The organism is Pseudomonas sp. R4-84, from assembly GCF_054130985.1.
Genome location: NZ_CP096390.1, coordinates 252,753 through 273,494, shown reverse-complemented (window position 1 = coordinate 273,494; position 20,742 = coordinate 252,753). Strand labels below are relative to the sequence as shown.

The following is a 20,742-nucleotide window of genomic DNA, read 5'->3' as shown; positions in this document are numbered from 1 at the left end:
TTGCAAATTGAAGTCCATCATAGAGCCATCGAGCGCAAGGATGGAACCGTTCGGCGCGTAGGCTCGACGAGTCCTGTACACTGCACGGCCTTGGCAGCCACACCTTCCCCCGGCTGCGCACCCGATCCCTGGATTTTCCGGCCATGCAGAAAGAAACCGAAATCAAACTCCGCGTCAGCCGCGAGACCCTGGCAGCGTTGCGTGAGCATCCGCTGTTGAAAAAACGCAACAAGAGTGGCTGGGAACGCCACGAACTGATGAACCAGTACTTCGACACACCAGAACGCGACCTGGCTCGGGCCAAGGTCGCCCTGCGCCTGCGCCGCGATGGCGAAGCAGTGATCCAGACCCTCAAGACGCGGGGCCAGAGCATCGCTGGCCTGTCCGAGCGCAACGAATACGATTGGCACCTGCCCAAGGCCAAGCTCGACCTGAAGAAACTCGACGGCGAATGCTGGCCCGAGGCGCTGGCTGACCTGGACAAAAAAACCCTCAAAGCGATCTTCACCACCGACTTCGTTCGCGAACGCGCCGAAATCGCCTGGGGCCGTGGCAAGAGCAAAGTGGTCATCGAAGCCGCCCTGGACCTGGGCCACGTCGTGGTGGGCAAGCAGAAGGAAGAAATCTGCGAGCTGGAACTTGAACTGCGCGAAGGCGAACCCGCCGCCTTGCTGGAACTGGCCGCCGAACTGGCCGTGACCCTGCCCTTGATGCCGTGCGACATCAGCAAGGCCGAACGCGGCTATCGCCTGCATGATGCGAGCAGTTATGCCCTGAGCCTTCCGGCCCCGCAATTGACCGCTGAAACGCCGCTGGACGACGCCTTCGCCGCACTGAGCTGGCACCTCCTAGGGAGCAGCCAGCGCCTGGCCGAGCAGTACCGTTTCAACGGCCATTGGCGCCTGCTGCAAGACTGGGTGGAAAACCTCGCCGAACTGCGTGCCCTGCTCAGCAGCCTCGGCCAGGCCGCGCCGCGCCAGTCGACCCACGACCTGCGGGTGGCCCTGGACGCGCTGCTGGAGGACTGGCGTCCACTGGTTCAGGCCGGCATCGAAGACGAAGACGTGCGCAAGGCCGCGCCGGAGCAATTCCTCGAGGAGCTGCAGGACCCGCGTTGGGGCCTCTTCTCTCTCCAAGCGTCACGCTGGCTGCTGGCCCGCAGTTGGGCCGCCGACCGCAACACCCGGGGCAATCGCCAGGGCGCGGCGCAACTGGGCAGTTGGCTGCCACGGCTGCTGGGCGAAGAAGCTTCGTCGCTGCAACTGCAACGCTACCAACAGCAGCCGGAAGACCTCGCCGAACAACTGCCGCGCATCGAACGCATCCAGGCCTGGCTGCATCACGCCCGCCAGGTGCTGGAAATCCCTGAAATGGACCGACTCTACGGTGAGCTGAACAAGCTGGCGCAGCTGGCCAACGAACCGATCACCGACGAACTCCTGGACGCGCGCAAGCAACAGGCGATCGCGGTGTATCAGAATCGGGCCTGGAAGACTTTGTTGCGCCTGTAAGATCGCCATCGTCGGATCGCCGCCCGGAGCAAGCTCGCTCCCACAGGGGTCCAGCGTTGCACACAGATCTTGTGGCCGCTGAAGATCAACTGTGGGAGCGAGCTTGCTCGCGATGAGGCCAGCCCAAACATCGCAAAAACAAGCTCAGCGCACCACCGGCAAACTCGTCGTCGACTTGATCTCCGACAGCGCCACGATCGAATTCACTTCCTGGATCCCCGGCACCATCGACAGCTTCTCGAAGAAGAAGCGCTCGTAGGCCTCGATGTCCGCCGTGACAATGCGCAGCAAGAAATCCACCGACCCCATCAGCACGTAGCATTCCAAGACCTCAGGGAAGCCGCGGATCGCCTCCGTGAACTCGGTAAAATTCGAGCGTCCATGGGCGTTGAGCTTGATTTCGGCGAAGATCTGCGTGTTCAGGCCGATTTTCTTACGATCCAGCAACGTCACCTGCCCGCGAATGATCCCTTCTTCCTTCATCCGCTGAATCCGCCGCCAGCATGGCGATTGGGACAAACCTACCCGTTCGGCGATCTGCGCGCTGGAGAGCGAAGCGTCTTCCTGCAACAAGGCCAATATCTTGCGATCAAACCCGTCCAGCTCGCTTTGCATAAAAAAACCCCGATAAGGCCATCACATGATTTATCCAATTCACCAAGCTGGCGAATAAGCCTATTTTAGATAAGAAATACCCCCAATCCCATGCAAAGATTTCGCTCCAATCTCAGGAGAAATGCCATGCCCTCTTTGCAAGCCCCCGGCACCGCCGCGCTCCGCGCCGACGTCTGGCACACCGCCAATCCCTATTGTCGCGCCCGCTTTCATTTGCTCGGGGAAGCCGAGGCGGACCTGCCCTGCCGGGTGCTCAACCTGTTCGCCTTGCAGGGCCTTGTTCTGGAAACCGCACGCATCGAACGTCTCGACGAATTGCTCTCGATGGAATGCCTCCTGACCGGGCTGAGCTGGCACCGCGCCCAAGTCATCGCTGGAAAATTGCGTAACCTGATAAGCGTCTGTTCAGTCGACTTGCAAGACGCTGATATCGCGCGGGCCGAGCCGGTGCTGGCGGCCGGTTGAGGGCCACCAGGCAAGAATTGGAAACGCATTGGTCGGGTAGTGGCCCAACGGTCCGCAGGGTCGGGACTATTCTTTTGCAGAACGAGCCACGACGCCGAAGCGTCTGTATCGCGGCTTTGCTGCAATTGTCCAATAGGAACCCGAACGCCCATGTCCACCAAACACGCCACTCAGGACCGCTGGCTGGACCTCAACGACCTGCTGCGCCAACTGGTTGCCCAAGGCATCATCAGCCAGGACTCTGCCGAGACTGCGCTCAATGCCCGCCGGCGCCATAACGCCAACAGCCAGCTGCATCCACTGGAGTTCATCGCCAACCAGCATCTCGACGACCTCAGCCGTCCCGGCAAGCGCCTGGACCTGGAAAACCTGACGTTGTGGCTGGCCCAGCAGGCCGACCAGCCCTACATGCGCATCGATCCATTGAAGATCAACGTCGCGGCCGTTACGCCGCTGATGTCCTACGCCTTTGCGCAACGCCACAAGATTCTCGCGGTAGCGGTGGACCGGGACGCCGTGACGGTCGCCAGCGCCCAGCCCTATGTCAGCAGCTGGGAAGCGGACCTGACCCACGTACTGAAGTTGCCGGTCAAGCGCGTGGTGGCCAACCCTGTGGACATCCAGCGCCTGAGCGTGGAGTTCTATCGACTGGCCAAGTCGGTCAGCGGCGCGACCACGGTCGACCAGCAACCCAGCAATCTGACCAACTTCGAACAACTGCTCAACCTGGGCGCCAGCGATCAGGAGCCGGATGCCAACGACGCGCATATCGTCAATATCGTCGACTGGCTGTTCCAATACGCCTTCCAGCAACGGGCCAGCGATATCCATATCGAACCGCGCCGCGAGCAAGGCACCGTGCGCTTCCGCATCGACGGCGTGCTGCACACCGTCTATCAATTTCCGCCACAGGTGACGATGGCCATCATCAGCCGGCTCAAGAGCCTGGGCCGGATGAACGTTGCCGAAAAGCGCAAGCCCCAGGACGGCCGCGTGAAGACCAAGACCCCGGACGGCGGCGAGGTGGAGTTGCGACTGTCGACCTTGCCGACCGCGTTCGGCGAGAAAATGGTCATGCGGATCTTCGACCCGGAAGTGCTGCTCAAGGATTTCGACCAGCTCGGCTTCTCTGTCGACGACCTGCGCCGCTGGCAGGACATGACTCGCCAGCCCAACGGCATCATCCTGGTCACGGGCCCCACCGGGTCTGGCAAGACCACGACCCTGTACACCACGCTGAAGAAACTGGCGACGCCTGAAGTGAATCTCTGCACCATCGAAGATCCGATTGAAATGGTCGAGGCGTCCTTCAACCAGATGCAGGTCCAGCACAACATCGAGCTGTCGTTTGCCGCGGGGGTACGCGCATTGATGCGGCAAGACCCGGACATCATCATGATCGGCGAGATCCGCGACCTCGAGACCGCTGAAATGGCGATCCAGGCAGCGCTCACCGGGCACCTCGTGCTCTCGACCCTGCACACCAACGATGCACCGAGCGCCATCAGCCGGCTGCTGGAACTCGGCGTGCCGCATTACCTGATCAAAGCGACGGTGCTCGGCGTCATGGCCCAGCGCCTGGTGCGAACATTGTGCCCGCATTGCAAGGCTCCCCTGACCCTGGACGAAGACGACTGGCAAACCCTGACGCGTCCCTGGCAGGCGCCGTTGCCCACCAATGCCCATCAGGCCGTGGGTTGCTCGGAATGCCGTGACACCGGTTATCGCGGTCGCGCCGGGGTGTACGAGATCATGCAACTGAGCGACAGCGTCAGAGCCTTGATCCACCCCGACACCGACCTGCTTGCCGTGCGCCGCCAGGCGTTCAAGGAAGGCATGCGAAGCCTGCGGCTTTCAGGCGCGCAAAAGGTGGCGGCGGGCTTGACCACGGTCGAGGAAGTATTACGAGTGACACCACAGAGCGAGCAGAAGTAGGCACGGTCCGGCTCAGGGACCGGAAACGTCCCACAGACATACCGGAACGGACCGTAGCGAAGATAATGGCCGCTTGCCCTACACTCAGGGTTAGCAGGTCCATTCAATTCGTACAGGGAACCGTCATGCAGATCGGCAGCGTGCTTCTATTCTTCATCGGCCTCGTGGTCGCCATCCTGCTCATGGGGTTCAAAGTGGTGCCCCAGGGTTATCAATGGACGGTCGAGCGGTTCGGCCGCTATACCAATACGCTCAAGCCTGGCCTGAACATCATCATTCCCGTGATGGACCGCATCGGGCGCAAGATCAACGTCATGGAAAGCGTGCTGGACATCCCGCCCCAGGAAGTCATCACCGCCGACAACGCTACAGTGCAGATCGACGCCGTGTGCTTCTTCCAGGTGGTCAATACCGCCCAGGCCGCCTACGAGGTCAACAACCTCGAACACGCCATCCGCAACCTGTTGCAGACCAACATCCGCACGGTGCTGGGCTCCATGGAACTGGACGCCATGTTGAGCCAGCGCGACGGTATCAACGAGAAGTTGCTGCGCACGGTCGACGAAGCCACGGCGCCATGGGGCATCAAGATCACGCGGATCGAGATCAAGGACATCAGCCCGCCGGCCGACCTGATGGCCGCCATGTCGGGGCAGATGAAAGCCGAACGTATCAAGCGTGCACAGATCCTGGAAGCCGAGGGGCTGCGAGCGTCGGCGATTCTTACCGCCGAGGGCAAGAAACAGGCCCAGATCCTCGAAGCCGAGGGCAGCCGCCAGGCCGCGTTCCTTGAATCCGAGGCACGTGAACGCCAGGCGCAAGCCGAAGCCCTCGCCACCCAGGTGGTGTCCCAGGCAATCGCCGACGGTAACGTACAGGCCGTGAACTACTTCGTTGCGCAAAAATACATCGACGCGCTGGGGCAACTGGCCTCGGCCAACAACAGCAAGGTGATCCTGATGCCGCTGGAAGCCAGCCAGGTCATCGGTGCAGTGGGCGGCATTGGCGAAATCGTCAAGGCCACCTTCGACAACAAGAAAGCCTGAGGCGCGTATGTGGCTGTTCCTGCAGCAATTGTCTTATTGGGACTGGCTGGCGCTGGGCGTCATCCTGTTGATACTGGAAGTGTTCGGCGCGGGCGGATACCTACTGTGGATTGGCATGGCCGCCGCAGCGGTCGGCGTGCTGACGTTCGTCCTGCCGCAATTGGTGTGGGAGATCCAGTTCCTGCTGTTCGGCCTGTTCGCTATCGCGACAGCCCTGTATTGGTGGCGACGCCAGCGCAGCGCCATCCGCCAAAGCGACCAGCCGCACCTGAACCTGCGCGGGCAGGAGCTGATCGGCAAGGTGTTCCAGGTCCACGAGGCGATTGTCGATGGGCGCGGCAAGATCAGGGTGGCCGACGGCGTCTGGTTGGCGAAGGGCCCCGACCTGTCCATTGGCACGCGGGTCAGGGTGGTGGCACAGGAAGGTACGGTATTGACAGTGGAAAGGGCTGACTGACGTGCCATGGAACTGAACCGGGGCAACCGTAATCCAACGTCATAGTTAACCCTGTGGAGTCACCTATCATGCGTCTCAAACTTGCTGTCGCGACCCTGGCCTTGCTTTCTCTCCCCGTGGGCTCGGCAATGGCCGACACGTTTTGGCGTAACGTCATTTCGTCCGGCGCAACCACCGGTTCCACCTACCTGACCTTCAAGGATAACAAGCTGATCGTCGCCGCCCAGGACGACGCCGGCAGCTTCGTCGCCAGTGACGGCGGCATTCGTGGCCCTTACCTGGAAGCGGCCATGCAGAAAGTCCGTGCCGACAACCCTGGCCTGCAAGCCACCGACATGGAACTGGCCAACGCGATCCTGGCGAAGAACGCCATCGCCCAGGAGTGATTCCCGCCCCATGAAAAATGCCGCTCGATCGAGCGGCATTTTTTATGGGCAAACAACTGCTGAGCTTCTTTCCTACATCGAACCGGCCAACAACCCCGCCGCTACGATGAAAGTTCACCGGCCCGCGGAGGAAGGCTCTGATACAAACGTGCGAGGCTGGCACCGCAAACTCTATCGATTCGAACATTCCCCACAAAGCGAACCGATATTCATGAACAAGCCATGCCTTTCGTTGCTGCTGATCACCGCCACACTTAGCACCACGTCACATGCCGAGGGCCTATACGGCTCGATAAAAATCCTGAGCGTGCAGCAAGATCTTTCCGATGCCCTCCTTACCAGCCCCAGAGTCAACAATCGTGTTGTCAGCCCGACCAGCAACAAAGACGTTGGCGGATCTGTAGCGGTTGGCTATGGATTCGAAGGCAACTGGCGGCTGGAAACCGAGTATTCACTCAAACAGAATTCGGAGTTCAAGAGTCATTGGGCGCCGTTCGATGCCAACGTCAACAATATGCAAGTTTCGTCCAGCCGCTTGATGATCAACGGGTACAAAAACTTCCCGCTTAACCAACATTTTTCGCTGTACGCCATGGCTGGCCTGGGTGTGGCGTTTATCGATTCCGAGGGTTACCAGTCCAACCCTTCGCGACGATTCGCAAACAACAGCCAGAACAACTTCGCCTATGCACTGGGCGTAGGGGCGGATATCAAGCTCAGCCAGCGACTCACCCTTGGCACTGGTTATCGCTACGTTGACATGGGCGATATCGAAACCGGTTACAACACCTTTGCCAATCGCATCAACGCTCGGGACGAACAGCTCAAGGGCAAATTGCGTGAACAGAACCTCTACGTCGAGGCACGGATGGCGTTCTGATCTGAGACACAAATCAGAACTGCGGTGCACACTCAAAAAAAATGCCGCTCAGTTGAGCGGCATTTTTGGCCCGGTGAGCTCTAGCCAGGTCCGGGTTATTCGCCGATTGCAGCTTTGTAGCCGGCCGCATCAAGCAACTTGTCCAGCTCGGCCTCGTCGCTTGGCTTGAGCTTGAAAATCCAGGCGCCGTACGGATCAGAGTTCAGCAGCTCTGGTGAACCACCCAGCTCTTCGTTGATTGCAATCACTTCTCCCGAAACCGGGGCATAGATATCGGAAGCGGCCTTGACCGATTCCACCACGCCGGCCTGATCGCCTGCAGCAAAAACTTTACCGACTTCAGTCAGCTCGACAAACACCACGTCGCCCAACGCTTCCTGTGCATGGTCGCTGATGCCCACGGTGACGGTACCGTCGGCTTCCAGGCGTGCCCACTCGTGGCTTTCGGCAAAACGCAGTTCGGCAGGGATATCGCTCATAATTCTGTGTCCTCAAGAAAAAGTGTCAGCGGCCGGCGGCCCGCCGTAAAAAATCAGATCAGGGTTTTGCCATGGCGGACGAAGGTCGGCTTGACCACTCGTACCGGATACCACTTGCCACGAATTTCCACCTCGGCACGGTCGGCGGTAGCCATCGGAACGCGTGCCAGGGCAATCGACTTGCTAAGCGTAGGAGAAAAACTACCACTGGTGATCTCTCCTTCGCCAACATTGGCGATACGGACCACTTGGTGGGCGCGCAATACACCGCGCTCTTCCAGCACCAACCCCACCAGTTTGTGCTGCACGCCGGCGGCAAGTTCAGCCTCCAGCGCAGCGCGACCGATGAACTGACGGCTCGCCGGTTCCCAGGCAATGCTCCAGGCCATGTTCGAGGCCAACGGTGAAATATCCTGGTGGATGTCCTGGCCGTAGAGGTTCATGCCGGCTTCCAGGCGCAAGGTATCGCGGGCGCCGAGTCCCATGGGAGGAATACCGGCACCCACCAGGTCGTTGAAGAAACTCGGGGCCTCACGGGCCGGCAGGACAATTTCCAGGCCGTCTTCTCCGGTATAGCCGGTACGGGCAATGAACCAATCACCGTCGGCGCGACCTTCGAAGGGCTTGAGTTGCTGGATCAACTGGCCGCGTGGTTGCGTAACCAGCTCGGCAATCTTGTGCCGGGCCTGGGGGCCTTGGATAGCCAGCATCGCCAGTTCGGCACGCTCGTGCAGCTGCACTGCGTAATCGCCGAGTTGCGCTTGCATCCAGGCCAGGTCCTGGTCGCGTGTCGAGGCGTTGAACACCAACCGGTAACCGTCCTCGACACGATAGATGATCATGTCGTCGACAATGCCGCCGCGCTCGTTGAGCATCGTGCTGTACAACGCGCGACCAGTGTCCTGCAAGCGATCGACGTCGTTGGCCAGCAGGCGCTGCAGCCAGGCTTTGGCCTGGGGGCCGGCTACATCGATCACGGTCATGTGGGATACATCGAACACACCGCAGTCGCGACGCACCTGATGGTGCTCTTCAACTTGCGATCCATAGTGCAAGGGCATATCCCAACCGCCAAAATCGACCATTTTCGCGCCGAGGGCGAGATGAAGGTCATACAGAGGCGTACGCTGTCCCATGGGTTTCTCCTTCCGGGCTTGGCGAAGGTGCGGATGGGTACTGCCACAGCCCGAACGCCTGAAAAAAGAATTTTCCGACGCTCCTAGCTACCCGGTCCGACAGACGGACCGCACCGAATGCCGCGCATTGTATCCGCATGATCCAAGGCTGGCACCTAGGCGTGTGCTCTATTCACTCAGAACGCGTCGATGGGCCGAACGCCGTATCAATCCGATGACTGGCAGCAGCCCCACCAGCACCAGGCTCAGCGCCGGTAGGGCGGCCCGCGCCCACTCCCCTTCGCTGGTCATTTCAAAGATCCGTACCGCCAGCGTGTCCCAGCCAAACGGGCGCATCAGCAAAGTCGCCGGCATTTCCTTGAGCACATCGACGAATACCAGCAGCGCGGCGCTCAGGGTGCCAGGGAGCAGCAACGGCAGATACACTTTAAAAAACAGTCGCGGCCCACTCACCCCGAGACTTCGTGCGGCTTCGGGCAACGACGGGCGAATACGCGCCAGGCTGCTTTCCAACGGGCCATAGGCCACGGCCAGGAAACGCACCAGGTACGCCAGCAACAGTGCCGACAAACTGCCCAGCAGCAACGGCTTGCCCGCGCCTCCGAGCAGTGTCGACAGCGGGATGACCAACTCGCGATCCAGATAACTGAACGCAAGCATGATCGATACCGCCAGCACCGAACCGGGCAAGGCGTAGCCCAGGTTCGCCAGACCGACCCCGGCGCGGATCGACCGGGTCGGCGCCAGACGTCGAGCGAAGGCAAGCAGCAAGGCGACGCAAACCGTGACAAGTGCCGCGAGTCCGCCCAGGTAGAGGGTATGGAGAATCAACCCGGCGTAACGCTCATCCAGGTCGAAACGACCGCGCTGCCAAAACCAGACCACCAATTGCATGAGCGGAATGACAAACGCACAGGCGAAAACCAGCAGGCACCAGCCGCTGGCCGCCACCGCCTTGAGTCCTCGCAGGTGGTATAGCGCCTGGGCTCGCGGTCGCTCGTTGCCGGCCCGCTGGGCGCCCCGGGCGCGGCGTTCGCCGTAGAGGACCACCATGACCGTCAACAACAGGAGACTGGCCAGCTGGGCTGCGCTGGAAAGGCTGAAAAACCCGTACCAGGTCTTGTAGATGGCCGTGGTGAAGGTGTCGAAGTTGAACACTGATACCGCACCGAAGTCCGCCAGGGTTTCCATCAGCGCCAGCGCCACGCCGGCGCCGATTGCCGGCCTGGCCATCGGCAGCGCCACACGCCAGAACGCCTGCCAAGGCGATTGCCCGAGCACCCGCGCCGCTTCCATCAGGCCCTTGCCTTGCGCTAGGAAAGCGCTTCGCGCCAGCAGGTAGACATAGGGGTAGAACACCAGGACCAGCACCAGGATCACACCGCCAGTGGAACGCACCCGAGGCAGGCGCAGGCCACTGCCAAACCATTCGCGCAGCAACGTTTGCACCGGACCGGCAAAGTCCAGCAGGCCTACGAAGACAAATGCCAATACATAGGCAGGCACCGCGAACGGCAGCATCAGCGCCCAGTCGAGCCATCGACGGCCGGGAAATTCGCAAAGGCTCGTGAGCCAGGCCAGGCTCACGCCCAGCAGCGTCACCCCGACACCCACACCAAAGATCAGCGTGAGGGTGTTACCCAACAGGCGTGGCATCTGGGTCTCCCACAAATGGGACCAGATTTGTAGATCAATGCTCTGCCAGGACAGCAGCAGCACGCTCAAGGGCAACAAGACTAGCGCAGCGACGGCGAAGACCAGGGGATACCAGCGGCGTTGGGCGGGGTGGGTCAAGGAAAGTTCTCGTTCGCGTCATTACTGACAAAGGGCTCATGTGGCAAGGGAGCTTGCTCCCGCTGGGCTACGAAGTAGCCCTAACGATCCGGATCATGCCCCGTCAGATAGACCCGGTCGATAGTTGGGGAGGGCTTTGCCCTGGAGCGCCAGCCCGATCCCGCGGGAGCAAGCTCCCTCGCCACACTTCATCGATGGACTGAGCGATCCCGTCTCAATTCCAGCCAGCACGGTCCATCATGCGGATGGCTTCGGCCTGGCGCTTACCGGCCACTTCCACTGGCAAGGTATCGGCCTTGAACTTGCCCCAGGCAGCGACTTCCTTGGAGGGTTCCACTTTTGGATTCGCCGGAAACTCCTGGTTCACGTCAGCAAAGATGCTTTGCGCTTCAGGCGTGGTCATCCATTCCACCAGCTTCTTCGCGGCTTCCGGGTGCGGCGCGTGCTTGGTCAGGCCGATGCCCGAGAGGTTGATGTGCACGCCCCGATCGGCCTGGTTCGGCCAGAACAACTTGACCTTCAGGTCCGGCTTCTGCTGGTGCAGGCGACCGTAGTAATAGGTGTTGACGATGCCGACATCACACTGGCCGGCATTGATCGCTTCAAGCAGCGCAGTGTCGTCGGAGAACACGTCGGTGGAGAGGTTCTTGACCCAACCCTTGAGGATTTCCTCGGTTTTTTCCGCGCCGTGGGTTTCGATCAGCGTCGCGGTCAGGGACTGGTTGTAGACTTTCTTCGAAGTCCGCAGGCACAGGCGGCCTTCCCACTCCTTGCCCGCCAGCGCCTCATAAGTGGTCAACTCACCCGGTTTGACCCGGTCAGTGGAATAGGCGATTGTCCGCGCCCGCAGGCTCAGGCCAGTCCAGGCATGGGAGGACGCGCGATATTGAGGCGGGATGTTGGCGTCGATGACCGACGAGGTGAAGGGCTGCAGGATCCCCATCTGCTCGGCCTGCCAGAGGTTCCCGGCGTCCACGGTGAGCAACAGGTCGGCGGTGGCGTTTTCACCTTCGGCCTTGATCCGCTGCATCAACGGCGCTTCCTTGTCGGTAATGAACTTCACCGCTACGCCGGTCTTCTTGGTATACGCGTCGAAAACCGGTTTGATCAATTCATCGATGCGCGAGGAATAGACCACCACCTCATCGGCGGCCTGGGCCGTGGTAGTGCCAATCAGGGCCAAGGCGAGGGCGGACAGCAGGCGTTTTGTGGCCGACATGGTGGCGATCTCTCGATTGTGAACAGAGCGCAAATGATAAGGACTCACATTTAGCACCACAATCGAACAGTGGGCAGACACGTTTCCAAATGTTGCAGCGGTGGGGTCGAGGTAGCGGTTCCGGCCTCATCGCGAGCAGGCTCGCTCCCACATTGACTTGCTTTCACATAACCCTGTGGGAGCGAGCCTGCTCGCGATGAGGTCATGAGCCCCGACACACCTCTCAGGCCCTGGCCAGTTCCGGCAAATCCCCGGTCAACCCCAGCGCCTCGCGCACGAACAACGCCTTGGCTTCAGGCAGGCGGTCCACCAACTTCAGACCGGCGTTGCGCAACCAGCGAACCGGCAACGGATCAGCCTGGAACAACCGCTCGAAACCTTCCATCGCCGCCATCAACGCCAGGTTGTGGGGCATGCGGCGGCGCTCGTAGCGGCTCAATACCTTCACGTCAGCCAAGCGTTCGCCACGCCCGGCCGCTTGCAGCAGCACTTCGGCCAGCACGGCGGCATCCAGCAAGCCCAGGTTCACGCCCTGCCCGGCCAGCGGATGGATGGTGTGGGCCGCATCACCGATCAGTGCCAGCCCTTCGGCCACATAGCGCTTGGCATGGCGCTGGCGCAGTGGCACGCACAGGCGCGGGTCGGCGCTCAGTACCGTGCCGAGCCGGCCTTCGAAGGCACGCTCCAGCTCGTTGCAAAACACAGTGTCATCAAGAGCCATCAAGCGCTGCGCTTCATCGGGAGTGGTGGACCAGACGATCGAACACCAGTCTTCCTGACCCTCGCGGGCCAGTGGCAGAAACGCCAGCGGGCCGTTGTCGGTGAAACGCTGCCAAGCCGTCGTCCGATGAGGACGGGCGCTACGCACGCTGGTGACAATAGCGTGGTGCAGGTAATCCCACTCCCGCGTGGCCACCCCGGTCAGGCGACGCACGGCTGAATTCGCGCCGTCAGCGGCAATCACCAGCGGCGCGCGCAAGGTACGGCCGTCGGCCAGCGTCAGCAGCCAGTCATCACCTGAGCGGCGCATCTGCTCCAGGCGCGCGTTGGCAAGCAGGCCTAAATCACAATCGTGCAGTCGGTCCAGCAGCGCGTCCTGGACGACGCGGTTTTCAACGATATGCCCCAGCACGTCGGCATGCAGACTGGCGGCGGAAAAGTGAATCTGCCCAGTGCCGCTGCCATCCCAGACGTGCATGTCGGTGTATGGGCTGGCCCGTCGGCCGGTGATCCCGTCCCAGACACCCAGGCGTTCGAGGATCCGTTGGCTGGCTGCCGACAGAGCACTGACCCGTGGCTCGAATGCGGCCTGGGCATCAAAGGGCTTGACGCTCATCGGGCTGCCGTCGAGCAGCAGCACTTGCAGGCCACTGCCCTGCAACGCCAGCGCCAGGGCGCTGCCGACCATGCCGGCACCGACAATCAACAGATCTGCACGCAATTCCATGCTTTAAGCCTGTGTTGCTGGCGACATCAGCCGCCGGTGAAAGGAATGATCCGTATCAAGCATCAGGGCGTGTTCCCAAACCCATGGCCTGACGGGCGAACCAGCGCTTGGCGGGCGGCAGCAGGTCCAGGCCCAGCAGGCCGAGATTACGGCCCAGGGACACTAGCGGCAGATCGCTGCTGAACAGCCGCGTCACCCGGTCGGAGAAGCCCACGGTCAAGGCCTGATCCATCCGCTGACGCTCGCGATAGGCTTGCAATACGGTGAAATCGCCGGGCGTGCTGTCGCTCTCAAGCAAGGTATCGGCCAAGGCCTGGGCGTCACGCAGGGACAGGTTGAAGCCTTGCCCGGCAATCGGATGCAAGCTGTGGGCAGCATTGCCCAGGATGGCCAGGTGCGGACGCACCTGTTCCTCGGCTTCCACCAGCGCCAATGGATAAAGATGACGCGCGCCTACTTGCTTCAGCGTGCCCAGGCGATAGCCGAACACATTTTGCAATTCATTGAGGAAGCTGCGCTCGTCAAGGGCCGCAAGTCGTTGCGCATCCATGCCCTGGCGAGTCCAGACCAATGCACAGCGATTTTCCGGCAGCGGCAACAACGCCATCGGGCCGTCATCGGTGAAGCGCTCGAAAGCCATGCCGTTGTGCGCTTCGCTGGGCGTGATGTTGGCAATCAAGGCGCTCTGGTCGTAGGGACGATTGCGCACCCCGACCCCCATCTGCTCCCGCAGGCCGGAGCGACCGCCGTCGGCCAATACCGCGAGGTCGCATTCCACAACAGTTTCGTCGTCCAGCGTCAGGCGATAGCCCGCGATTTGCGGCTCCATCCGAGCGACCTGCGCGGGGCAGCGCCAACTGACGACATCCTTGTCCAGGCCTTGCCACAGGCATTGGCCGAGCCAGGCATTCTCCACGACGTAGCCAAGGGCCGGCACGCCCTCCTCCATGGCCGACAACCGCGCCGTCGAAAACCGCCCGCGGTCGGACACGTGGATCTGCTTGATCGGCTCGGCCCGGCGGGAAACTTCCTGCCACAGGCCCAAGCGTTGATAAATTTGCCGCGCGCCGAACGAAAGCGCCGACGAGCGCGCATCGTAGCTCGGCTGCCAGGCGTCACCGGGAGCGAAGGGCTCGATCAGCATGATCTTCCAACCCCGTGCCTTGGCACCGGCTTGCAGCGCCAGCGCCAGGCTCGCGCCGACCAGGCCGCCACCGATGATTGCAACGTTGACCCGGTTCATGCCGCTTGTGTCCGTGCGGCGGCCATCAAGGCCTCGATTTCGGCGACCGTCTTCGGTACGCCGCGGGTCAGGATTTCACAACCGGTCTTGGTCACTACCACGTCATCCTCGATGCGCACGCCAATGCCGCGCCATTTCTTCGCTACGCCGCGATTGTCCGGGGCAATGTAGATGCCCGGCTCGACGGTCAAAGTCATTCCGACCTCCAGCACTCGCCACTCGCCACCCACGCGGTATTCGCCCACATCGTGTACATCCATCCCCAGCCAGTGGCCGGCGCGGTGCATGTAGAACGCCCGGTGGGCTTCGCTTGCGATCAGTTCGTCCACTTCGCCTTCCAGCAGCCCCAGGCGGACCAGCCCCTCAGTAATTACCCTGACGGTCGCCTCGTGGGCCTGGTTCCAATGTTTGTTCGGCGCGATTTGCGCAAATGCGGCTTCCTGGGCCGCCAGCACTACTTCGTAGATCGCCTTCTGCTCGGCAGAAAACTTCCCGCTGACCGGCCAGGTGCGGGTGATATCGCTGGCATAACAATCGATTTCGCACCCGGCATCGATCAACACCAGGTCGCCATCCTTGAGCACGGCATCGTTTTGCTGGTAATGCAAAATGCAGCTGTTGCGCCCCGCCGCGACGATGGAACCGTACGCCGGCATCTTTGCCCCGCCCTTGCGAAACTCATAATCGAGCTCGGCTTCCAGGCTGTACTCATACAGCCCAGGCCGCGCCGCCTGCATCGCCCGGATATGCGCCTGGGCGGAAATCCGCGCCGCTTCGCGCATCACTTTCACTTCCGCCGCCGATTTATACAGGCGCATGTCGTGCAGCAGATGATCCAGGGCAACGAATTCGTTCGGCGGCTGGGCACCGAGGTGGGCCTTGGAGCGGATCACGTTGATCCACTCCATCAGGTGCCGGTCGAACTCCGGGTTGCTGCCCATGGCCGAGTACACCCGGTCGCGGCCTTCGATCAGCCCCGGCAGGATGTCGTCGATGTCGGTGATCGGGAACGCGTCGTCGGCGCCATAGTCACGGATCGCTCCCTCCTGGCCGGCACGCAGGCCATCCCACATTTCCCGCTCGGCATTGCGCTCGCGGCAGAAGAGGATGTATTCGCCATGGGCCCGGCCGGGCATCAGCACGATGACGGCCTGCGGCTCGGGAAAGCCGCTCAGGTATTGGAAATCACTGTCCTGGCGATAGACATGCTCGACGTCGCGGTTGCGGATCGCAACGGCGGCGGCGGGCAGGATTGCGATACTGTTGGGCTCCATCTGCGCCATCAGGGCCTTGCGGCGACGGCTGTATTCCGACTTCGGGATATGAATCATGGGCAGACGGTGTTCCCTTTCAAGCGATCAGTGCAAGGACGGTTTGGCGGCCGGTTCAGCGGTCTTCTTGGTCTCGGTGAACAGGAGCAGAGGCGCGACCCGCAGGTACTCCATCACTTCCATATAGTCGCTTTCGCCGTCGTCGGACTCTTCCAGGGCATCCTGTACCTGGGAAATCGCCGCCAGGTCTTGCAGGACTTCCTTCGCTTCATCGCTCAGGGCGTATTCGCGGCGGGTCAGGCCGAAACCGGCGAGAAAGCCCTGGCACCACTGGCCCAGCGCAGCGGCGCGCTCGCTCAGCGGCGCATCGTCAGTCGGCAGCAGCAGGACGACGGTCATGTCATCGCTGGTCAGCTCGCCCTTGACCATTTCCTGCAGGCCGATGAGCGCATTACGCACGTTGTCCGCCGGCTCGCCTTCGAGCAGCTCGGCGGCGTCGGCCAACCAGCCGTCGGCCTCGAAGCCGGCGCCGGCGCAGCTGCGGCCAAGCAACAGGCCGTGGAGTTCGGCGGGCGAGACAGGATGACCGCTGGTGCTCAGCAGGGTGGCGAACGCTTGATACGGGGAATTCTGAATGGGCATGGGCAGCTAGGCGCCAGACGGCGCTATGTCTAGAATGGAGGCCTTGTATCCTACATCGACAGACTCGCCAAGACCATTAAAGGCTGTGCGACCTTTATCCCCCATCAGACACAATCTTCAGTGGACACAATGGAAGACACCGACCTGCAAGCGCTGATGGCCAGACTCGAGCTGCTAATTGAACGGGTCGAGCAACTTAAGAGCCAAAACGGACTCCTATTAGCTCAGGAAAAAACCTGGCGCGAGGAACGCGCGCACCTCATTGAAAAAAACGAAATCGCCCGGCGTAAGGTCGAATCGATGATTTCGCGCCTCAAGGCCCTGGAGCAAGACTCATGAGTTCAAGCAATAGCGTTACCGTGCAGATCCTCGATAAAGAATATTCGATCATCTGCCCCCAGGAAGAGCGTAGCAACCTGGTGAGTGCCGCCCGTTACCTGGACGGCAAGATGCGCGAGATCCGCAGCAGCGGCAAAGTCATCGGCGCCGATCGCATCGCCGTGATGGCCGCCTTGAACATCACCCACGACCTGCTGCACCGCCAGGATACGCCGGACGTACAGGTCAGCGGCTCGACCCGCGAACAAGTCCGCGACCTGCTGGATCGAGTGGATTTGGTACTGGCCACCGATCCGGACGTCAGCAAGGGCTGATTCGCGAGGCTGCCTGGGGTATACTTGCGTCACTCCCTGGGGTGCTTGCCAGTTGGTGATGTCCCTGAGCCGATACGCACAACCACGGGGGTTGCACGTTGGGGCCGGTGTGCATGTCCGCTTGACGGAAAGCCTTAACGCCTCCTGCAACTTCCACCTTGAACTTTCGGGTTCAAGGGCTAAGCCGACAGCGGTTCATCCGGGGAGCCTGATTCTCGAAACAATGCCAGTCATCATGACTGGCATTGTCGTTTCTGGCGTTTGGCATTTCTGGCGCCGTTGTTTGCGGTTACGCTGTTTCGATGCCACCGCCTCGGAAACCCCGATATGACCGAACCTGCGTTGCCGACCCGCCCGCAACTTCGCCGCCTGCTGCGCCAGGCGCGTCGCTCCCTGACCCCGGCCCAGCAACGGGACGCCGCCCAAGGCCTCTACCGGCAACTGGCCCAGCACCCGCTGTTTCGCCGCGCGCGACACATCGCCCTGTACCTGCCCAACGACGGCGAGATCGATCCACGCCTGCTACTGCGCGCGGCCCAGCGTCGGGGCAAGGCGACGTACCTGCCGGTGCTCAGCCCATGGCCGCAGACGAAAATGGTTTTCCAGCGAATCCATCCCGGCGAGAAGATGCAGCCCAATCGCTTTCGCATCCCGGAACCACGCAAGAATATAGCCCGGCAACGCAAGGTCTGGACGCTGGACCTGGTGCTGTTGCCGCTGGTCGGGTTTGACGATGCCGGGGGTCGGCTGGGCATGGGCGGGGGATTCTACGATCGCAGCCTGGCGTATCTGTCGCGCCGCAAACAATGGCGCAAGCCGACCTTGCTGGGGCTGGCCCACGAATGCCAACGGGTCGAGCGATTGGTACAGGCAAGCTGGGACGTGCCGCTGCAAGGAACAGTCAGCGACAGGCGTTGGTACATCGCATGATAGGCGCCACCGGAACCAGCGGCGCCTGAAAGAAAGCGCTCAGCGCTTGAGCGATGGGGCAGGCTGGGCGATGTTCATCGGAACATCGTTCTTGCTGCTCCACAAGCTCTGGGCGTAACCCGTGGTCACGACACCCAGGCCGAACAGAATGACCAGTATCCACAACAAATCCGGTTTGCGTTTCATCGATTGCCCCCCTCAAGGCATATCACACACGATGACAGCAGCGGTTTTCTTATTGGCCGTGCAGCAGCGTCAAGCTTGGAAGGCCGGCATTTTGCGATAACCCGGACCCACACGCAAACTCTGGCGTCAACCGACTGTCGGTTTGTCATAAAATCGCTGAACTATTTTTAAATATATCGCCCAGGAGTAGAAATCATGGCTTATTGGCTGATGAAATCCGAGCCCGACGAATTGTCCATCCAGGACTTGGAAAAGCTCGGCCAAGCTCGCTGGGACGGAGTTCGCAACTATCAGGCACGCAATTTCCTGCGCGCCATGGCAGAAGGCGATTTATTTTTTTTCTATCACTCCAGCTGCCCGGAGCCTGGCATCGCGGGCACCGGAAAAATCATCAAGGCCGCCTACCCCGATCCCACGGCGCTGGAGCCTGACAGCCACTACTTCGACGCCAAGGCCAGCCCGGAGAAAAACCCCTGGACCGCGATCGACGTGGCCCATGTCGAAACGTTCCGCCACGTCCTGAAGCTCGACCACCTCAAGCAACAGACCGCCCTGGCAGAAATGCCGCTGGTGCAGAAAGGCTCGCGACTGTCAGTGATGCCGGTGACGGCGGAGCAATGGGCGGCGGTGGTTGCTCTGAAGCCTTGAGTGATTCGCTGTCGGGTAGGCCACCATCGCGAGCAAGCCCGCTCCCACAGGGAATCTCGGTTGCTCACTGTTCACTGCAGATCCACTGTGGAAGCGAGCCTGCTCGCGAAAGGGCCCGCCTGGTTACCACAAGACTTATTGAATGATCAGGTTGTTGAACAACAGATCCTCAACCATCGGCTTGCCGGTCTCGTCGTTCATCACTTGCTGGGTCTGCTTCAACGCTTCCTGACGCAGCTTTTCCTTGGCTTCAAGGTTGTTCATGGTCTCGGTCGTCTGCTGAGCGAACAGCGCGACCAATTGGTTGCGAATCAACGGCTCGTTCGCTTTCACCGCCGCAGCGGCGGCATCGCCGGTCACGCGCAAGGCGACGTCAGCCTTGTAGACCTTCAGCTTGGTCGTACCATCCAGCCCATAGTTGCCCACGAACGGCGGGCTCAACGTGATGTAACTGACCTTGGGTGCCTCGCCTTCCTTGCTCTCTTCGGCCATCGCCGCCACAGGCAGCGACAGGGCCAGCATCAACATCATCCACGCTTTCACATTCCACTCCTCATCCGGTTTGCGGCCCAGCATACCGACCCGCCGTCCAAGCACAAGCTTATGGCCGGCTATCAGGGCGGGGCATGCTCGTTGACCCGTTGACTCTCACACCTACACTTATCGGCCATCACTCCCAAAGGAATAGCCCTGATGAAAGCCGTGCTGTGCAAAGAATTCGGTCCCGCCGAATCGCTGGTGCTGGAAGACGTCGCCAGCCCTGTCGCAAAGAAGAATGAAGTGTTGCTGGATGTGCACGCCGCCGGGGTGAATTTTCCTGACACGCTGATCATCGAGGGCAAATACCAGTTCAAGCCGCCCTTCCCGTTTTCCCCGGGTGGCGAAGCGGCCGGGGTCATCAGCGAAGTAGGGGAAAAGGTCAGCCACCTGAAAGTCGGTGATCGGGTCATGGCCCTGACCGGCTGGGGCAGCTTCGCCGAGCAAGTAGCGGTACCGGGCTACAACGTGCTGCCGATTCCCTCCGCCATGGATTTCAACACCGCGGCCGCGTTCAGCATGACCTACGGCACGTCGATGCACGCCCTCAAGCAGCGCGCCAACCTGAAGCCCGGAGAAACCCTGCTGGTGCTCGGTGCCTCCGGCGGGGTCGGCCTGGCGGCGGTGGAAATCGGCAAGGCCATGGGTGCGCGAGTCATCGCGGCCGCCAGCAGCGCGGAAAAACTCGCCGTGGCAAAGGCCGCCGGTGCTGACGAGTTGATCAACTACAACGAAACCAGCCTGAAGGACGAAATCAAGCGCCTCACCGACGGCCAGGGCGCCGATGTCATCTACGACCCGGTGGGCGGCGACCTGTTCGACCAGGCCGTGCGCGCCATCGCCTGGAACGGCCGGTTGTTGGTGGTTGGCTTTGCCAGCGGGCGCATTCCCGAATTGCCGGTGAACCTGGCCTTGCTCAAGGGCGCCTCGGTGGTCGGTGTGTTCTGGGGCTCCTTCGCCCAGCGCCAGCCCCAGGACAACGCCGCCAACTTCCAGCAGCTGTTCGGCTGGTTCGCCGAAGGCAAGCTCAAGCCGCTGGTGTCGCAGGTCTACCCGCTGGACGATGCCGCCCAGGCGATCAATGACTTGGGGCAGCGCAAGGCGGTCGGCAAGGTGGTGGTGCAGGTTCGCTGATTGGCCGCGATTCTCTTTCATCTGTACCGGGTCGAAGCCCTACGACCCGGCTTCGCCATTCCCGCAACGCCCTTCATTTATATCTGAGCGACATGTTCATAAAAGAACATGCCAAATCCAGCATTTCC

23 protein-coding genes and 1 other RNA gene are annotated in these 20,742 nt (G+C 61.3%); 13 read left to right on the top strand and 11 right to left on the bottom strand.

Annotated features, from left to right (window positions below):
• Positions 1 to 143: 143 nt before the first annotated feature.
• Positions 144 to 1,511: a CYTH domain-containing protein gene (locus tag M1D68_RS01230; RefSeq protein WP_434608963.1), complete on the top strand. Its 1,368-nt coding sequence runs from the start codon at positions 144 to 146 to the stop codon at positions 1,509 to 1,511.
• Positions 1,512 to 1,655: 144 nt separating this feature from the next.
• Here M1D68_RS01230 and M1D68_RS01225 read toward each other — a convergent pair whose 3' ends face one another.
• On the bottom strand, positions 1,656 to 2,126 hold the full coding sequence (locus M1D68_RS01225; RefSeq protein ID WP_434561719.1) for an Lrp/AsnC family transcriptional regulator: 471 nt from the start codon (positions 2,124 to 2,126) through the stop codon (positions 1,656 to 1,658).
• 126 nt (positions 2,127 to 2,252) lie between these two features.
• Between M1D68_RS01225 and M1D68_RS01220 the strand changes: the two genes are divergently transcribed.
• From M1D68_RS01220 to M1D68_RS01195, 6 genes are all read left to right on the top strand, one after another.
• Positions 2,253 to 2,591, top strand: coding sequence for a hypothetical protein (locus tag M1D68_RS01220; protein WP_434649722.1), 339 nt, complete (start codon positions 2,253 to 2,255; stop codon positions 2,589 to 2,591).
• Between the two features lie 150 nt (positions 2,592 to 2,741).
• The gene (locus tag M1D68_RS01215; protein ID WP_457969023.1) at positions 2,742 to 4,526 is read left to right on the top strand and encodes a GspE/PulE family protein; all 1,785 of its coding nucleotides are present in this window, start codon (positions 2,742 to 2,744) and stop codon (positions 4,524 to 4,526) included.
• A 125-nt stretch (positions 4,527 to 4,651) separates the two neighbouring features.
• On the top strand, positions 4,652 to 5,572 hold the full coding sequence (locus M1D68_RS01210) for an SPFH domain-containing protein (protein WP_457969021.1): 921 nt from the start codon (positions 4,652 to 4,654) through the stop codon (positions 5,570 to 5,572).
• 7 nt (positions 5,573 to 5,579) lie between these two features.
• On the top strand, positions 5,580 to 6,029 hold the full coding sequence (locus M1D68_RS01205) for an NfeD family protein (protein ID WP_434561713.1): 450 nt from the start codon (positions 5,580 to 5,582) through the stop codon (positions 6,027 to 6,029).
• Between the two features lie 68 nt (positions 6,030 to 6,097).
• Positions 6,098 to 6,415 carry a DUF2388 domain-containing protein gene (locus tag M1D68_RS01200; protein ID WP_186633889.1) on the top strand — a complete coding sequence of 106 codons (318 nt, stop codon included), beginning with the start codon at positions 6,098 to 6,100 and terminating at the stop codon, positions 6,413 to 6,415.
• Positions 6,416 to 6,425: 10 nt separating this feature from the next.
• A complete protein-coding gene (locus M1D68_RS01195; RefSeq protein WP_457969019.1) occupies positions 6,426 to 7,295 on the top strand; it encodes an outer membrane protein in 870 nt (289 codons plus the stop codon).
• A gap of 95 nt (positions 7,296 to 7,390) precedes the next feature.
• Here M1D68_RS01195 and gcvH read toward each other — a convergent pair whose 3' ends face one another.
• The 8 genes from gcvH to M1D68_RS01155 all read right to left on the bottom strand — a co-directional run bounded on the left by gcvH (position 7,391) and on the right by M1D68_RS01155 (position 16,526).
• The gene (gene gcvH / locus M1D68_RS01190) at positions 7,391 to 7,774 is read right to left on the bottom strand and encodes a glycine cleavage system protein GcvH (RefSeq protein ID WP_434561707.1); all 384 of its coding nucleotides are present in this window, start codon (positions 7,772 to 7,774) and stop codon (positions 7,391 to 7,393) included.
• A gap of 53 nt (positions 7,775 to 7,827) precedes the next feature.
• Positions 7,828 to 8,910 carry a glycine cleavage system aminomethyltransferase GcvT gene (gcvT, locus tag M1D68_RS01185; RefSeq protein ID WP_457969018.1) on the bottom strand — a complete coding sequence of 361 codons (1,083 nt, stop codon included), beginning with the start codon at positions 8,908 to 8,910 and terminating at the stop codon, positions 7,828 to 7,830.
• Positions 8,911 to 9,078: 168 nt separating this feature from the next.
• The gene (locus M1D68_RS01180; protein WP_457969017.1) at positions 9,079 to 10,704 is read right to left on the bottom strand and encodes an ABC transporter permease; all 1,626 of its coding nucleotides are present in this window, start codon (positions 10,702 to 10,704) and stop codon (positions 9,079 to 9,081) included.
• A 214-nt stretch (positions 10,705 to 10,918) separates the two neighbouring features.
• Positions 10,919 to 11,923 (bottom strand): extracellular solute-binding protein, encoded by a 1,005-nt coding sequence (locus M1D68_RS01175; protein WP_420765102.1) that lies wholly within the window; start codon positions 11,921 to 11,923, stop codon positions 10,919 to 10,921.
• Between the two features lie 223 nt (positions 11,924 to 12,146).
• Complete coding sequence (locus M1D68_RS01170; RefSeq protein WP_457970664.1) at positions 12,147 to 13,364, bottom strand: 2-octaprenyl-3-methyl-6-methoxy-1,4-benzoquinol hydroxylase; 1,218 nt, start codon at positions 13,362 to 13,364, stop codon at positions 12,147 to 12,149.
• 61 nt (positions 13,365 to 13,425) lie between these two features.
• Positions 13,426 to 14,613: a 2-octaprenyl-6-methoxyphenyl hydroxylase gene (ubiH, locus tag M1D68_RS01165; protein WP_457969016.1), complete on the bottom strand. Its 1,188-nt coding sequence runs from the start codon at positions 14,611 to 14,613 to the stop codon at positions 13,426 to 13,428.
• The gene (pepP, locus tag M1D68_RS01160) at positions 14,610 to 15,944 is read right to left on the bottom strand and encodes a Xaa-Pro aminopeptidase (protein ID WP_434649717.1); all 1,335 of its coding nucleotides are present in this window, start codon (positions 15,942 to 15,944) and stop codon (positions 14,610 to 14,612) included. Before pepP ends, ubiH begins: the two co-directional genes overlap by 4 nt.
• A gap of 27 nt (positions 15,945 to 15,971) precedes the next feature.
• Positions 15,972 to 16,526 (bottom strand): YecA/YgfB family protein, encoded by a 555-nt coding sequence (locus M1D68_RS01155; RefSeq protein WP_420765105.1) that lies wholly within the window; start codon positions 16,524 to 16,526, stop codon positions 15,972 to 15,974.
• A 129-nt stretch (positions 16,527 to 16,655) separates the two neighbouring features.
• Here M1D68_RS01155 and M1D68_RS01150 point away from each other — a divergent pair, with 129 nt between their 5' ends.
• From M1D68_RS01150 to M1D68_RS01135, 4 genes are all read left to right on the top strand, one after another.
• Positions 16,656 to 16,865: a TIGR02449 family protein gene (locus M1D68_RS01150; RefSeq protein WP_030138125.1), complete on the top strand. Its 210-nt coding sequence runs from the start codon at positions 16,656 to 16,658 to the stop codon at positions 16,863 to 16,865.
• On the top strand, positions 16,862 to 17,179 hold the full coding sequence (locus M1D68_RS01145; RefSeq protein WP_039590276.1) for a cell division protein ZapA: 318 nt from the start codon (positions 16,862 to 16,864) through the stop codon (positions 17,177 to 17,179). Before M1D68_RS01150 ends, M1D68_RS01145 begins: the two co-directional genes overlap by 4 nt.
• A 30-nt stretch (positions 17,180 to 17,209) precedes the next feature.
• Positions 17,210 to 17,389, top strand: a non-coding RNA gene (gene ssrS / locus M1D68_RS01140) — 6S RNA.
• 117 nt (positions 17,390 to 17,506) lie between these two features.
• Positions 17,507 to 18,109 carry a 5-formyltetrahydrofolate cyclo-ligase gene (locus M1D68_RS01135; protein ID WP_420765106.1) on the top strand — a complete coding sequence of 201 codons (603 nt, stop codon included), beginning with the start codon at positions 17,507 to 17,509 and terminating at the stop codon, positions 18,107 to 18,109.
• A 39-nt stretch (positions 18,110 to 18,148) separates the two neighbouring features.
• Here the strand turns inward: M1D68_RS01135 and M1D68_RS01130 are convergent, their stop codons facing one another.
• Positions 18,149 to 18,295 (bottom strand): hypothetical protein, encoded by a 147-nt coding sequence (locus M1D68_RS01130; protein ID WP_420765107.1) that lies wholly within the window; start codon positions 18,293 to 18,295, stop codon positions 18,149 to 18,151.
• 195 nt (positions 18,296 to 18,490) lie between these two features.
• Between M1D68_RS01130 and M1D68_RS01125 the strand changes: the two genes are divergently transcribed.
• The gene (locus M1D68_RS01125) at positions 18,491 to 18,943 is read left to right on the top strand and encodes an EVE domain-containing protein (protein ID WP_434608942.1); all 453 of its coding nucleotides are present in this window, start codon (positions 18,491 to 18,493) and stop codon (positions 18,941 to 18,943) included.
• Between the two features lie 135 nt (positions 18,944 to 19,078).
• Here the strand turns inward: M1D68_RS01125 and M1D68_RS01120 are convergent, their stop codons facing one another.
• Complete coding sequence (locus tag M1D68_RS01120) at positions 19,079 to 19,486, bottom strand: flagellar basal body-associated protein FliL (RefSeq protein WP_420765109.1); 408 nt, start codon at positions 19,484 to 19,486, stop codon at positions 19,079 to 19,081.
• 150 nt (positions 19,487 to 19,636) lie between these two features.
• Between M1D68_RS01120 and M1D68_RS01115 the strand changes: the two genes are divergently transcribed.
• Entirely contained in the window at positions 19,637 to 20,614 is a 978-nt protein-coding gene (locus M1D68_RS01115) for an NADPH:quinone oxidoreductase family protein (protein WP_420765110.1), read from the top strand.
• Positions 20,615 to 20,742: the final 128 nt, after the last annotated feature.